At 35.4% G+C, this 14,509-nt stretch carries 10 protein-coding genes and 2 pseudogenes; 2 read left to right on the top strand and 10 right to left on the bottom strand.

Going from position 1 to position 14,509, the window contains the following annotated elements:
• Positions 1-94: 94 nt before the first annotated feature.
• From ACJ5H0_RS16675 to ACJ5H0_RS16630, 10 genes and pseudogenes are all read right to left on the bottom strand, one after another.
• Positions 95-1,514, bottom strand: a pseudogene (locus ACJ5H0_RS16675) (L-serine ammonia-lyase).
• A 96-nt stretch (positions 1,515-1,610) separates the two neighbouring features.
• Positions 1,611-2,957, bottom strand: a complete 1,347-nt coding sequence (locus tag ACJ5H0_RS16670) for an ammonium transporter (protein ID WP_172276970.1) — start codon at positions 2,955-2,957, stop codon at positions 1,611-1,613.
• A gap of 100 nt (positions 2,958-3,057) precedes the next feature.
• On the bottom strand, positions 3,058-3,705 hold the full coding sequence (locus tag ACJ5H0_RS16665) for an alpha/beta hydrolase (protein WP_411250684.1): 648 nt from the start codon (positions 3,703-3,705) through the stop codon (positions 3,058-3,060).
• Positions 3,706-3,777: 72 nt separating this feature from the next.
• Entirely contained in the window at positions 3,778-4,404 is a 627-nt protein-coding gene (locus ACJ5H0_RS16660) for a YceI family protein (protein WP_411250682.1), read from the bottom strand.
• Between the two features lie 78 nt (positions 4,405-4,482).
• A pseudogene (locus ACJ5H0_RS16655) lies at positions 4,483-5,050 on the bottom strand (YceI family protein).
• A gap of 154 nt (positions 5,051-5,204) precedes the next feature.
• On the bottom strand, positions 5,205-6,251 hold the full coding sequence (locus ACJ5H0_RS16650; RefSeq protein ID WP_172276958.1) for a glucokinase: 1,047 nt from the start codon (positions 6,249-6,251) through the stop codon (positions 5,205-5,207).
• A gap of 115 nt (positions 6,252-6,366) precedes the next feature.
• Positions 6,367-6,930, bottom strand: coding sequence for a hypothetical protein (locus ACJ5H0_RS16645; RefSeq protein WP_273647291.1), 564 nt, complete (start codon positions 6,928-6,930; stop codon positions 6,367-6,369).
• Between the two features lie 309 nt (positions 6,931-7,239).
• Complete coding sequence (locus tag ACJ5H0_RS16640) at positions 7,240-7,365, bottom strand: hypothetical protein (protein WP_262888793.1); 126 nt, start codon at positions 7,363-7,365, stop codon at positions 7,240-7,242.
• 53 nt (positions 7,366-7,418) lie between these two features.
• Entirely contained in the window at positions 7,419-8,432 is a 1,014-nt protein-coding gene (locus tag ACJ5H0_RS16635) for a helix-turn-helix transcriptional regulator (RefSeq protein WP_172276952.1), read from the bottom strand.
• 198 nt (positions 8,433-8,630) lie between these two features.
• Positions 8,631-8,963: a HopJ type III effector protein gene (locus ACJ5H0_RS16630; protein ID WP_273647289.1), complete on the bottom strand. Its 333-nt coding sequence runs from the start codon at positions 8,961-8,963 to the stop codon at positions 8,631-8,633.
• A 192-nt stretch (positions 8,964-9,155) separates the two neighbouring features.
• On the opposite strand from ACJ5H0_RS16630, the gene ACJ5H0_RS16625 reads away from it, so the two are divergent.
• On the top strand, positions 9,156-10,544 hold the full coding sequence (locus ACJ5H0_RS16625; protein ID WP_411250678.1) for an RtcB family protein: 1,389 nt from the start codon (positions 9,156-9,158) through the stop codon (positions 10,542-10,544).
• 587 nt (positions 10,545-11,131) lie between these two features.
• Positions 11,132-14,428, top strand: coding sequence for an SMEK domain-containing protein (locus tag ACJ5H0_RS16620; RefSeq protein WP_411250675.1), 3,297 nt, complete (start codon positions 11,132-11,134; stop codon positions 14,426-14,428).
• Positions 14,429-14,509: the final 81 nt, after the last annotated feature.

Raw genomic sequence — 14,509 nt, 5'->3', positions numbered from 1 at the left:
TTTCCTAGGTCACTAATGAAAAGTACATCTTTTTAACTTATAGAGCTTTAAAACTGCCTGTTTAAAAGAAAAATTACTTTTGTGACAAATATTTCTAGCACTCCGGAACATTGACTGCAATAGCCAACCCTCCTTCCGAAGTTTCTTTAAAACGGTCACTCATCGATTGGGCTGTTTCCCACATCGTCTGAATAACTTCATCCAAAGTTACCCTGGCTTTTGCAGGATCGCTTTCAAGAGCGATATTTGCTGCGGTGATCGCTTTCATCGCTCCCATCGTATTTCTTTCAATACACGGAATCTGAACCAATCCTTTGATCGGATCACAGGTAAGACCTAAATGATGTTCCATAGCTATTTCAGCCGCCATCAGCACCTGTCCTACACTTCCGCCTAAAATTTCAGTAAGTCCCGCTGCCGCCATAGCAGAAGATACTCCAACCTCAGCCTGACATCCTCCCATAGCCGCGGAGATCGTCGCATTCTTTTTAAACAGGGTTCCGATTTCTCCGGCAACCAGTAAGAATCTTACAATATCATCCTCACTCGTAAATGGAGTGAAAGCCTGAGCGTACATTAAAACGGCAGGAATAACGCCACTCGCCCCGTTTGTAGGTGCTGTGATGATCCTTCCGAAGCTTGCATTCTCTTCATTGACAGCCAAAGCGAAGCAGGCAATCCATTTATTGATATTGGTGAAATTTTCTTCGGCATCTACTACCAGCTGAAACCATTCGTCAATATTCTTATATATTTTATCCCCTAAAAGTTTTCTGTTGATTCCGGCTGCCCTTCTGGTTACATTTAACCCACCAGGCAAAATTCCTTCTTTGTTGACTCCTTTGTAGATGCATTCTTTGATCTGTGTCCAGATATTCAATGCTTCCTGTCTGGTTTCTTCCTGGGTTCTCCAGCTTTCTTCATTGATCATGATCAGGTCTGAAAACTTCTCAAGCCCTAACTTATCACAATATTTTATAACATCTGAACCGTGATGACAAGGGTATAATGTGCGGACACAATGCTTTTGGATCGAATTTTTTTTCCTGGCTTGCAATGAATCCTCCTCCTACGGAATAGAAGTCCTGAACCAGTTCGGTTCCATCTTCGAAAACGGCTCTGAAAATCATCCCGTTCGGATGGAAATCGAGGGATTTTTGCATATTGAGAACCAGATGATAGCCGTAGACAAAAGGAATTTCTTTTTCTCCACCCAGATTGATGATCTCATCTCTTTTTATTTTCTCAATTTTCTCATCAATTTTTGAAGTATTGATAGTCTTGTAATCCTCACCATTTAATCCCAGCATTCCCGCGATATCTGTACCATGTCCTATCCCGGTTTTTGCTAAAGAACCGAAAAATTCAAGAAAGACCTCTTTCACCTCTGCGATCGATCTTTCTCTTTTTATAATTCTGATAAATGCAGAAGCTGCATTCCATGGTCCCATCGTATGCGAACTGGACGGGCCTATACCAACTTTAATAATCTCAAATACTGATATTGATTCCATAAAAGATTCATCATTTTTCCTCATCACAAAGATACATGATAAATCGTTATTATGCTTCCCTTCACACAAGGATTAAAATAATTATTTAAGTGCCCGCTACCATTTGAGGCTTTCTTCATGCTGAGACATGTCCAGCCCCATATTTTCCGACTCTTCGGATACCCGAAGGGTAATCATTCTGTTTGTCAGCCGGTATAAAATCAGAGAGCCGAAAAATGCAAACACAGAAACCAGAACCAGCGCCATCATATGGTGGGCAAATACTTCAATCCCTCCATGCAGAAGGCTTGCATTTTCACCATGCGCAAAAATAGCGGTCAGGATCATTCCCATGATTCCCCCTACTCCATGGCATGCAAAAACATCCAGGGTATCGTCTATTTTTTTGAGTTTCTTCCAGTTCATCATCAGATTGGAAACAATAGCTGAAATAAATCCGATAAATAAGCTTTCCGGAACAGATACAAAGCCACATCCCGGGGTAATGGCAACAAGACCTACTACAGCACCGATGCATGCTCCTAATGCAGAAACACTCCTTCCGTTGATCCTGTCAAAAAGGATCCATGTCATCATCGCTGATGCCGAAGCTATAGTTGTGGTTCCGAAAGCTGTGGCAGCAGTTGCATTAGCTCCTAGTGCAGATCCGGCATTGAAACCAAACCAGCCGAACCAAAGCATTCCTGTTCCCAAAAGTACAAACGGGATATTCGAAGGTTCATGGTGAGGGTTTTTCCTGTTTCCTACAACCATTGCTCCTGCCAAAGCAGCAAATCCTGCGCTCATATGCACTACGGTTCCGCCTGCAAAATCTTTGACACCAAAATATTTATTCAACAAACCGTCCGGATGCCATACCATATGGCAAAGGGGCGTATAAATGAATATACTGAAAAGAACCATGAACAGCAGATAGGAAATAAAGCGCACCCGTTCGGCAAAAGAACCGGTGATCAGTGCGGGAGTTATCACCGCAAACTTCATCTGAAAAAGAGCGAATAAAATAAACGGAATGGTAGAAGCCATCGCCTTGTGCGGCAAGACACCTACATGGTTAAAAAACGGGTAACTCAAGGGATTACCGATCAGTCCATAGTGCTCTCCGTTCATTTCAAACCCTATAGAATCACCGAATGACAAAGAAAATCCAACTACAACCCACAGAATAGAAATGACTCCTAAAGCAATAAAACTTTGCAACATGGTGGAGATCACATTCTTTTTACCCACCATTCCTCCATAAAAGAAGGATAACCCCGGTGTCATCAGCAATACCAGTCCTGCTGCTGCTAAAATCCACGCCACATCAGCCCCTACGATCTTATCTTCGCTTAAAAACTCACCTGAATCCGGCAGGTCCGTTACCGGTGACCAAAACAAACCACCGATAGCAACCATTGATATCACCGCAAAGGATACGATCCATTTCAAACCAATTTTCATAAAATTCTATTTTAACCCTATCAAAAATAGGGATAAATTTCATAAAAACACATTTAAAAACAAAACAACCCTTAAATTTTAACATGTAATAATTTAAAATCTATTTCACAGGAAATATTTCATTTAAAATTTTAGATACTTCTTTTGATTTAGTAGCGGGAAAAAGATGGGTTCCACCCCGTATAATATAGTTCGGTTTTGAATTTTTCACAGGAAATACAATATCCCTGTCTCCTAATATCTGGATCACTTCAGGGTTTTCATCAAACCTCCAATCTGAAATCTTTTCTATGGACCATTTCAGATAATAAGGATCTTTCACCCTGAAATACTGTAAAACCTTAGGATTTCTTGGATCAAAGAACTTCCTGAGCACAGAATATGCCGCTGTATTTTTTTCGTTAAAAAAACGGGTAGGTAAAATTTTAGGGATCCTGGTAATCTGTCCGGCTCTTATTAACCTCGATTTTTCTTTATCAGATTTAATACTTCCTAAAATCACTACTTTTTCAGCCGGTTTTATTTTATTGATCTCCTGCACCATAATTCCTCCAAAAGAATACCCCAACAGATAAAATGGTTCCGAATCATCAATCTTTGACGCCATTCTCTCAACGTATTGAGGAAAACTTTCGTTCAGCCCCGGAATGAGCCAGTCTATAAACACCACTTCCAGATGCGCAGGAAACTGCAATTTTTCCAGCACTTTAAAATCTGCACCAAGTCCGCTTATTACATAGATTTTCATACTGCTAAAATAAAAAATATGGGTAACTATTGAAAGCTACCCATATTTAATTTATTGTTAAAGTAAAACCTTTTATTTTTTCTTTACAGGAACCCTGTTATCATTATCCAGCTTTTCTGTAGAAACTTTGAATTGGATATCCATTTCATCCTTAATGAAATAATCTTTTAAAGAAGACTGATAGAATACTTTGAAATCCCTTCTGTTCAATGAGAATTTAGCAGACTCAACCACTACGGTAAACTGGGTAACATATACGTTAGCAGGGAAAGTAATGGTCTTTCTCACTCCTTTTATCGTAACATCCCCATACACCGTTGAATTGTACTCACTGTTTGCCAGAGGAATAATTTTAGTTAAGTGGAATTTCGCAATCGGAAACTTTTTAACTTCAAAGAAATTGGTACTTTTAAGGTCGTTGGTCAGCTTGATCTGATCTTCATCAGAAACGTCCCCCGCCATCAGACTTCTCATATCAATTATAAATTCACCGTCTACCAAAACCGTTTTATCAAAATTGAATTTTCCGCTTTTCAGTTTTACTGTTCCGGAATGCGATGTAGGTACAGTTTTTACAACCTTATATCCCCACCATCTGATCTCAGAAGAGGTCACCTTCGAAACCTTATCAAATTTTCTCTGAGCAGAAACAAATGATATACCTACGCACATCATAGCAAACAATAGTAGTCTTTTCATTCTTTTTTATTTACAATTCAACAAAAATAAAAAAAAGTGTAGAACTTCTACACTTTTAACAATCTTTTTTTGATTAAATTATTTAGCAGTTACTTTTACAAGCATATCGATATCATCTTTCACAAAAACATCCTGCATTGTTGATTTGTACGCAACGTCGAATTTTTGTCTGTCGAAAGAAAATTTATCTGATACAAGACTTGCTACTCCTTTGCTGTAAGCAATCTTCGCAGGGAAAGAAATACTGTTTGTTTTTCCTTTTACTGTAAGATCTCCTGTTACTAAAGAGTTGTATATTTTATCATTGTTTTTCTTTACGGAAGTAATCTTAAAAGCAGCTGTAGGATATTTTTCAACTTCAAAGAAATCTCCGTTCTTTAAATGTCCGTTCAGCTTAGTCTGGTATTCTCCGGAAAGGTCTGTAGACGTAATAGAAGTCATATCTAAAACGAAAGATCCACCTACAACATCATTTCCTTTCATAACAAGGTTTCCTGACTTCACTTTTACTGTACCGTCATGAGAACTTGCCTCAGATTTTGCTACTTTATAACCCCACCAGTGAACATCAGATGCTACCACTTTTTTTTGATTGCCCGAAAACCAATCCACTAGCTAAAACCGCTAATAATAATATTTTTTTCATTGAATAAATTTATTTAATTGTTATTTAACGATACAAATGTAGCTATCTTATTTGATAGATTTTATTGATGTACATCAATAAAACCAATTATTTTCATGAATAATATCAGGCATAAAAAACTCCGGAGTTTCCGGAGTTCTTATTTTCTTATTTGTTATTCGTAATACGCTGTATACAGTGCGACACCATGTAAACCCGTGAGATTATTCCTGATCAGATAGATCGGAATATTCCTCAACATGTCTTCCATTTTATCGCTTATTTTAAATTTCTCATAGAATTTTGCCTTATCCATATACTCATTCAGCATCTGCGGAATATCGCCGGAAATCAGCAATCCTCCGGTAGCCTTAAGCTTTAAGGTAAGGTTATTAGCCTCTCTCGCAAGAAATTCCAGGAAGGTATCTAATGCAATTTTACAAATCAACACATCATCTTCAACGGCTGCCTTGTATATCTCCTGTGAAAAATTACCGTTGGCAAGTCGATCCGCCAGCCATTCAGGCTCAGGATGTCTTTTCACGTCTCTTAAAAACCGGTAGATATTAAAAAGCCCTGTTTTGGAAAGAACATTCTCCCAGCTAACAATCCCATAGATGTTGTTCAGGAACTGATAAAATTCCACTTCAACATTGGTTCTTGGTGAAAACTCGGAATGTCCGCCTTCTGTAGCAAAAGGTCTTAAGTATTTTCCATCAAAGAAATACCCCGCTTCCCCAAGACCATTTCCAGGTGCCAGGATCGCAACATTTCCTTTTTCAAGGTGTCCGCTTGTGTAGATAGCTTCCAGGTCGCTGTCCTCAAGAAGTCCCATTCCATAAGCAGATGCCTCAAGATCATTAAGCATATCCACTTTTTCGAATCCGAATTCATTTTTAAATTCGTCTACGTCAAAACTCCAGCCTAATCTGGCAGGGTTACTCTTCCCGTTAAGAACCGGTCCCGGAACCGCTATTCCTAAACGCTTCACATTGCTCAGCTGATTTTCCTGAATAAATTTTTTCAGGATTTCCGAAAAAGAAGCATGTTCTTTTGTCGGATAGCTTGTCTGTAATTTTATATCAAGCCCTCCATTACCAGACACATAGTATCCTAAAGTGGTAACATCCTCACGTAAGTTGGCTCCAATGATGGAAACATCATTATTATTGCTGTCTTTTACACCCGGTAAATAAAGGGGAAATTTTGGATTTAAGTTCATAATCACAAATTTTATCAAATATAATAATAGTTTTCGGAAATCGTGTACGGTAATAAAAAACCTTTTCAAAAAGATGAAAAGGTTTTGGCTAATAATTGTTTATATATAAATCTAACTACTTTCCTAATGGAATATTGTAAGAAAATCCGACACCAATGTTACCCACATTGTAGTCCTGATTTACTAAATCACCTTTACTTCCTGTAAATACCTTCTGATATTGTACGAAGAAATTCCAGTCCTGATTATGGTACCCGATTTCAGGTTTGATATAAAAACCTCCGCTTGGTCTGTCAACCGAAGTATTGGAAGCTACTTTATCATCCCCTACAAGGAATCCATAACCCAAGTCAGTCCCAAAATAGAAACCTGTTTGCTTTGGATAAATTCTCAATAATGCTGCTACAGGAATTACCCCTACATCATTATTTTTATATCCGTTGTTTTCTTTTCCGAAATAATGGGAATAACCAGTTGCGATACCTAATCCAACTCCCGGAGTAATCAGATTCTGGTAAGCCACATCCACACCCACAGCAGCAGAAAGATTATCAGAAGGAACAGCCAATCCTACATTCGCTCCTACTTTAAGCATATTGTTCATCTGTACGCTCTGTGCACTTGCTACACCTGCTGTTAAAATTCCAGCTAGTAAAACTGCTTGTTTAAACATTTTCATAATTTCTGATCTTTAAATTTTACTATTCAGAATGCTGTAAAAATCATGCCAAGCAGGTCGTTTTTCACTCCTTTAACACCCGCAAACGACTCAAATCATTGAAAATTAAACAGTTAATTTTTGTTAAAATTTAAATAAATGTTTAATTAAGTCTCGAAAAAGCAATAGCCAAAAAGTGAAAAATGTTTAAAATATTAAGTTCAGTGCTTTCAGGAGCGATTGTCAATGGATTTTATCCAACCGCTATTACCTAAAAAAAGACTGCCTTTTCAGGGCAGTCTTTTTTTATCATTCCAGATTACGTTGTACTTATGCTGGAATCTGTTTTTTTCCTTCTTCCTTTTTATCTAATTTTTCACTCACTTTTTTTACGATATATTCTATAACAAGTGGTGCAACTATGGCAATAACCGCCTTAAGAATTCTTGATTTCATATGTAGTAATTTTGGTTTATCATTACAATTTTTAAGCCATTTATTAATCCGCTTTATTCATTGGTATTCAAAAGCTGGTAATTCCGGCATGCTTCTTCCAAACTGGCCTGAATTCTTTTTTTGAGCCTCTCAGGCCTTAAAACCGTTATAAATTCACCGAGTCCCAATATCATTCTCTCCAATTCAAAGTTCAGCTGAACACATATTTTAAATGTGGTTCCGGTTTTATCTTCTTTTATAATCTCCTGGGAATGGTGAAAAGGTTTGGTTCTTACATAGGGGGCATGTTTTGGGTTAATTTTAAAGATAACATTCTGCGGACGTTGCCCATCCGAAACCGTAACCCCGATCACTTCCCCGAAGTAACGGTCCGAATCAAATTCTTTATCAATATAGCTTACCTTTTCATCAACAGAAATCTCCTCCATCCGGTCCAAGGCCAGATTATACATTTTATTCTTAAACCAGCATATAAGGAACCAACGGTTATTGTATTCCTTCAGGAGCTGCGGATGTACGGTGTAATAATCCGATTCTCTTGCTTTAAAGCTTTTATAAAGGATCTTCAGTACTTTCCTGTTTAAAATGCTTTCATATAGTATATCGATGTGTTCGAGCCCTTTCAGCTGTTCATTCTTATCGAGGTGGATAATCGACTTCTGGTTTGTAGAATGGATGGAGTCTTCCAGCTTCTGGATCACTCCGTTCATATCCTTAAACATGGAAAAGTCCTTGAACTGCTTCAGGATCTGAACGGCATTATTCATTGCCTTCAGGTCACTTTCATTTACTGATATATTATGAATACTATAATCCGGATCACTATATCGGTAGTATTTTCTGTCGTAGACTTCAATAGGTGCCTCATAGCCAAATTTTTCACTCCGCATATTCTGCAGGTCAAGCTGGACCGTACGTTTGCTGACAAATGATTCTTTGCCTTCAAACTCAAACAGGGCTTCCGAACACTCATCGATAAGATCCTCCAGCGTATATTTTCTATACTTGTTTTTCAGGCATTTATCCAATGTTTTATATCGGATCAGGGCATTTTTGTTCGATGACATAATTGTATTTTATTGAAATGTCTTTTATTCCGCAACATGATTTTTCAGCCAGAATTTTTTCTTTTCCTTATTTCCATTCTAATTGAATGTAAATAAATCAAAAACCACAGATAGTCTTTCTCGTTCAACTCTAATCAACGACTTAATAACTTATTTGAAAAATTAATACATTAATACATTAATACATCATAATCAAAATCATTTCTTCGCCAAAGCCTCTCCATCAAAAGAAACCCCATCCCATCCGAACTCCATAAAATTCCTGATATTCTGATGATCTGTTCCATCGGGATTTTTCAGTACATCTTCTCTGTAAAAATCTCCGAAAAGACTTAATACCTCATCCTTTGACAAATTATTCTGCTTTCCAAAACTGAATACCTTACATGATCCGTTATTCTGATCCGCTTCGTTCACTGTATTCCCATTCGCGAATCTGGTAGGTGTAAAATGATAATTTTCATCAATGTAGGCAATGACATCTTTAAACTGAATGGTTTCCGGAGAATTTTTTACTTGTTCTAATAGCATATTTATTTTTTTTTAGGCGAAAGAGCGAATTGACAAAATGGCTAAATCATTAAAATATAGCTTCAATTGACTTTGTGGCAATTCCGTTATTTTGCTTTTTCGCTTTTGTAAAAATAATCAAAAAAAAATTCATCTACGCAAAAAGATTGCATACTTGTATATTTACTTTGCATCATCAAATTGAAAGAACACATGGAATTTAATGGAAATCACCTAATTGAATTAGGGTTCAGACCCGCAAAATGGTTTAAAGAAGCCATAGAATATATCAACGAAAATAATCTGGATGAAGCTCAGATCAAAACGTATCTGGAGCAATATAAACAACCGGACCAGATTCCTTTGCATGAAACCCCAAAAGATTTCATCATCAACATCAGAGCTGAGCACGAAAGTGAAAATGATAACGTGGAAAAGGTAATCAAAACCATGCAGGTTTTAATGAAAACCCCAACATTGGTTGGAGGAGCTTTAATGCCTGATGCCTGTCCGACAGGACCAGAAGGTCATATCCCGGTGGGTGGTGTGGTTATTGCTAAAAATGCAATCCATCCTGGGTTTCATAGCGCAGATATCTGCTGTTCCGTGATGTTGACTGATTTTGGAAAAGCTGATCCTAAAGCCGTTTTGGATACTGCTCATTCGGTAACTCATTTCGGATATGGAGGAAGAGCACGAGGAGAACAAATGCCGATGTCTCAGGAACTGATGGATGCGTTCAGAGAAAATTATTTCCTTAATGATGAAAAGCTGATCAGCATTGCCCGCTCTCATATGGGAACACAGGGCGATGGGAACCATTTCTTATTCGTAGGTATTTCTAAAAATACAGGAAATACAATGTTGGTTACTCATCATGGTTCAAGAGCTCCGGGAGCTGCTCTTTACGATAAAGGGATGAAAGTTGCCAATCGTTTCAGACAGGATATTTCACCGGAAACGCTGAAAGAGAATGCCTGGATCCCATATGATACAGAAGAGGGAAAATCTTACTGGGAAGCTCTGCAGCTGATCAGAACATGGACGAAAGAAAACCATACTTCCATCCATGATGCCGTTTTACACAAAATGGAAATTGAAAAAGAGAACAGGTATTGGAATGAGCACAACTTTGTCTTCAAAGACGGAGATCTGTTTTACCATGCGAAAGGAGCAACCCCACTGGATGATAAATTCATGCCTGATATTACAGGACCAAGACTGATTCCATTAAATATGGCGGAGCCGGTGTTAATTGTCCAGGGAAATACCAATGAAAGAAACCTGGGTTTTGCGCCTCACGGAGCAGGAAGGAATTTCAGCAGAAGTCAGCATAAGAGATCATTGGCCTATAAAACCATTGAAGAAGTTTTTGCCGAAGAAACCGAAGGATTGGATATCCGCTTCTTTTCCAATGAAATTGATATTTCCGAACTACCGACCGCATATAAGAGTGCTAAAAACGTAAGAGCACAGATTGAAGAATACGGATTATGTGAAGTATTGGATGAAGTGATGCCTTACGGGTGTATCATGGCTGGTGATGTCGGGAAAAATGCACCATGGAAAAGAAAAGAAAATTTAGAAAAGCATAAGGCTTAATTCTGATTGAGTATTGATCAACTAATATCTCCTGCTTTTAAAAAAGCAGGAGATATCTTTTTTTAAAAGAAACTAATCTTACTTTTTACCATTGTAAGTAAAAATACTCATCTAAAATGCTACGCAAAAAGACTGCGCAAAAACTTTATTATTTTGTATCATCAAAAAATAACAGCAATGGAAAAGTACAATCAACAATTCCAAAAAGCCGAAAAGCTATTTCCAAATTGCCGAAAAAGTATAGCCCAAAAATATAAAAAAGCAGCCATTTCCATGCTATTTTAATCTCAGAGTGACTCTGGATATGATTTTTCTTTTGAAGAACTAATAATTGTCATCATAATGTCAATAGAAATTATATCACAGCTTAGATTTTTGTGACATTTATAATACCTCTCGAACTTTAAATTTTAAGCGTATTGAATATCTGCGATAGTTTTTAAACTAAATGAGAATGGAAAATCGTAAGTAATAAAAAGTAGGAAAATCCAACTTTTACAAAGGTTTAGTCCATCAATATATAGTATTTTCATAATTTTATATTTATATATTTTACTGTCAAGTAATTTAAACTGATAAATTCAATTATGCCAAACTCTGAAGAAGATTTTTTACATGTGAGAAGATATCTCTCAAATTGGGTTACAGAAGTAGTTTTATCAAATGCTTCAGGATATTTTGATATTAATCGAATTTCGGAAGGTTTTTCTTTGAGATTACTTAACCTAATATTTAATCATAGTTTAATTGATCTTAATTTGGAAAAGGTGAATTATCCTGGAATTGATTTGGGTGATAGCGAAAATTCTAAAGTAGCTTTTCAGATAACATCACAGACAAGCAGTTCAAAAATAATATCCAGTCTTAAAACTTTTAGAAAAGAAAACTTTATAGAAGTCTTTCCTAACGGAATTAGGTTTTTAATAATTAATAATAAAAAGAAAAGTAAACGAAGTATAAAGGCATTTGAAGAATTTAAGGATATATTTAATCCTAAAGCGGATATTCTTTATCCAGAAGATTTGATACACCTTATTAAGAATTTTTATTATCAAGATGGAGAGAGATTCAATCAAATTAAAATCCTTTTACAGAAAGAATTTGGTGCTAATCAGCCAGAGGTAAAGATTAAAAATTTAATATCATTTGAATCTTCAGATGAAAAAATATCTTTCTATAAGAAAGTTTTTTTCAGAAGCTATGTAGATATTAATCATAAGTTGGTACATTTTTCTTGTGAAATTAATGGAGATCAAAGATCTACTAAGAACTTAGTGGGTTTATTAAATAATCATACAGGACTTTTACTCGTCGGCCCATCTGGATGTGGAAAATCTATGTTATCAATAAATATTGCTTTTGATTTTTTCGCGCAGGGAATTAGTGTAATTCTTGAATGTAAATATTATGAAACAGATTTGACCACTTTGTTTGAGCAAAAAATCTCAAATTTAGGTTTTAAAAATAATTTAGAATTTTTTGAATTATCATCACAATTAGGACTTTCAGTTTTATTAATTGTAGATGGCTATAATGAATGTGACAATACTAAAAAAGCTAAATTATTAACAGAATTAGAAAAATTGATAGCTGATTGGTCGGTTAAAATTATTGTTAGTACCCAAGAGGATGAAGAGCTTTTATATACTTTAAAACTTCTTAAAACTAAAATTACTTTTCCTTCAGAAAAGACTAAAATTGAAATTGCATCTAACTATAATAATAAAGATCTCAACAACGGATTAGAGTCAATTGTAAACGCCGTTTCTACTTCGTTGGAAGCAAAAATGGTCGGCGAAATTGCTAATTTAAATATTGATAGTATTAGCAGATTTACATTATTCGAAACATTTATAAAACAAAAGCTAGATCTTGAAAAGAGTGATGGCTTTTTTCTTATGGCTAAAGTAGCAGAACTGTTATCAAAAAAATTGTCATTCAGTTTATCAGAAAGGGAAATAGAAGAAATAATAAGAGTAAACAGAATTCCGCAAAGTTCATATCATAAATGTTTCCAAACCAAAATTTTGGATATTAATTTAGGTCAGGTCAGTTTTAGTCATGAAATGTTTTTTAATTTTTTTGTAGCTGAAAGTGTAATAAGGTTTTCGGAAAACGCTGAGTCTATTATTAAAGAAATTAATTCGCCTAAGAATTATGATAAAAAGTTATTGATTGTTGGTGCTATCAATGATATTAATATACTTGATATAGTTTTGTCGGATATACAGGATGTTAATTTATTATTGTCTATAATATTAGGAGAGGCTGGAAGCTATAGTCAAAAGTGGTGTAACAGAAAACTTACAGAGATATTAAATGAAATTGAAAAAGAGATTGAATGTCTTCGTTTTGTAATGACAGAAAATGAACTATGGGGATTAGGTATTGATAAATCTAGTTTGACAGAATGGTCTCCACAGCAATTGGGCTTTATTAATCTCATTTATTATCAGCTGAGCAATGAAAAAATCTTGATAAGGTTTTTTGAGCTAATTGGTAAAATGGATGCCAAAATTGGATTGGAAAATAAAAGGTTAGAGGAAAATAATTCAAAGTTAAGAAGTAGTATGTTCGCTACTGTTTATAATGGGTTTTCAAATGTTACAAGTGCTATAACAAAGGTTATTTCAGGTATAGATTCCGGCATTTTAACATTTTACAAAAAAACAACCATTTCTAAGGATTTAATTACTGAACTTATATCAAAGGGATCATTAAGCCATGGGCAGTTTTATTTCATATTAGTACTATTGCGATGGAATGAAAAGCTTCAGTACTTTTTTGAATATACCTGCAATTTAATAGAAAATAGCTGGAAGAGCTTACCCTACCATCTCAAATTAGAGATTCTTTTACAAATAGTATATTTTCCTAAGAATGATTTTGAAAAGGATAAATTAATTGATATTCTACATTGTATACATCAACAAACTAATAACGTTTGGCTATCATCAAGTGTTTTTGATGCGCTTAAGGCATTAGGGGCTTTGGAAGCAGATGCCGAAGAACATATTCCATTTGTTACTGATCAAATTAATGAACTTTTAAGTGAACCGAATTTAGATGAGAATTGTAAAACTATTTTTGGATTATATAATTGCAGTTATGATCATCCTTATAGTTATGCATATAACGTAGCAATATCTAATTTAGATAACAATAAATCACAAATTTTTCATGAAATGGCAGTCAGAGGAATGACAGATGTATTCCTTGGCTCATATTTGATAATTCAAGCTACAAAATTCATAGGTTCAAAAATATGTCCTCTTATAGTAAGATGGACCGAGATTCCAATATCACAAGTATCTATGCCACAAGACTCTTTACAGATTTTTCTCTTATCTCATATTATTTTAGCAAAATACAATTATCCAATTATTAGTAGGTTTGCCAAAGAAGCAGATCCACCAACAAAATCTCTTTTTGCCGTGGCAGAAATATATTACTGGTTCAATCGTTCCGATTTAACAATTGAGGCTATTAATCAAAATGCTAAAAATGCGGCAGAAGCCTTATTTGATTCAGAAAACATCTACGCCATTAGCTCTGTATTCGAAAGTAGAGATAATCTTTTTCAACGACCTTGTGTTTCCTATCTTGATAATATTGTTTCCTATCTTGATAATATTTATGATAATACCATAGAAAATTGGTATCCTGATTCTTTAATTAATATTTGTAGAAGTGCCTTAAGTGATCTTCATGAACAAAAAAGTGTTACCCTTCTTGGCAAAGATGTTAAGACTGAAGCCATTTACATAATTGAAAGAATTGGAAGTATTGTTGATCTAGATGTATTAAAAAAACTAACAGAAGATCAAGTTTATGGACAAGCAGCTATTAGAGCAATTAAGCAATTGTCGCTAAAAGAAACATGATTTTTTACTGTTACCTCCAATCTATAATTCTAAAAGCTACAAACTTTGATTCAAAAGAACAAAAGGACTAGAACATCATTA

It is taken from the genome of Chryseobacterium proteolyticum (assembly GCF_046591535.1).
Taxonomy (GTDB): domain Bacteria; phylum Bacteroidota; class Bacteroidia; order Flavobacteriales; family Weeksellaceae; genus Chryseobacterium; species Chryseobacterium proteolyticum.
Note: the sequence above shows the minus strand (reverse complement) of the source record. Positions and strands in the feature narration are given on the sequence as shown.

Bases quoted from the DNA above. Each gene is read 5' to 3' on its own strand.
- ACJ5H0_RS16670 (WP_172276970.1), bottom strand. From the start codon at position 2,957: ATGAAAATTGGTTTGAAATGGATCGTATCCTTTGCGGTGATATCAATG.
- ACJ5H0_RS16665 (WP_411250684.1), bottom strand. From the start codon at position 3,705: ATGAAAATCTATGTAATAAGCGGACTTGGTGCAGATTTTAAAGTGCTG.
- ACJ5H0_RS16660 (WP_411250682.1), bottom strand. From the start codon at position 4,404: ATGAAAAGACTACTATTGTTTGCTATGATGTGCGTAGGTATATCATTT.
- ACJ5H0_RS16650 (WP_172276958.1), bottom strand. From the start codon at position 6,251: ATGAACTTAAATCCAAAATTTCCCCTTTATTTACCGGGTGTAAAAGAC.
- ACJ5H0_RS16645 (WP_273647291.1), bottom strand. From the start codon at position 6,930: ATGAAAATGTTTAAACAAGCAGTTTTACTAGCTGGAATTTTAACAGCA.
- ACJ5H0_RS16640 (WP_262888793.1), bottom strand. From the start codon at position 7,365: ATGAAATCAAGAATTCTTAAGGCGGTTATTGCCATAGTTGCACCACTT.
- ACJ5H0_RS16635 (WP_172276952.1), bottom strand. From the start codon at position 8,432: ATGTCATCGAACAAAAATGCCCTGATCCGATATAAAACATTGGATAAA.
- ACJ5H0_RS16630 (WP_273647289.1), bottom strand. From the start codon at position 8,963: ATGCTATTAGAACAAGTAAAAAATTCTCCGGAAACCATTCAGTTTAAA.
- ACJ5H0_RS16625 (WP_411250678.1), top strand. From the start codon at position 9,156: ATGGAATTTAATGGAAATCACCTAATTGAATTAGGGTTCAGACCCGCA.
- ACJ5H0_RS16620 (WP_411250675.1), top strand. From the start codon at position 11,132: ATGCCAAACTCTGAAGAAGATTTTTTACATGTGAGAAGATATCTCTCA.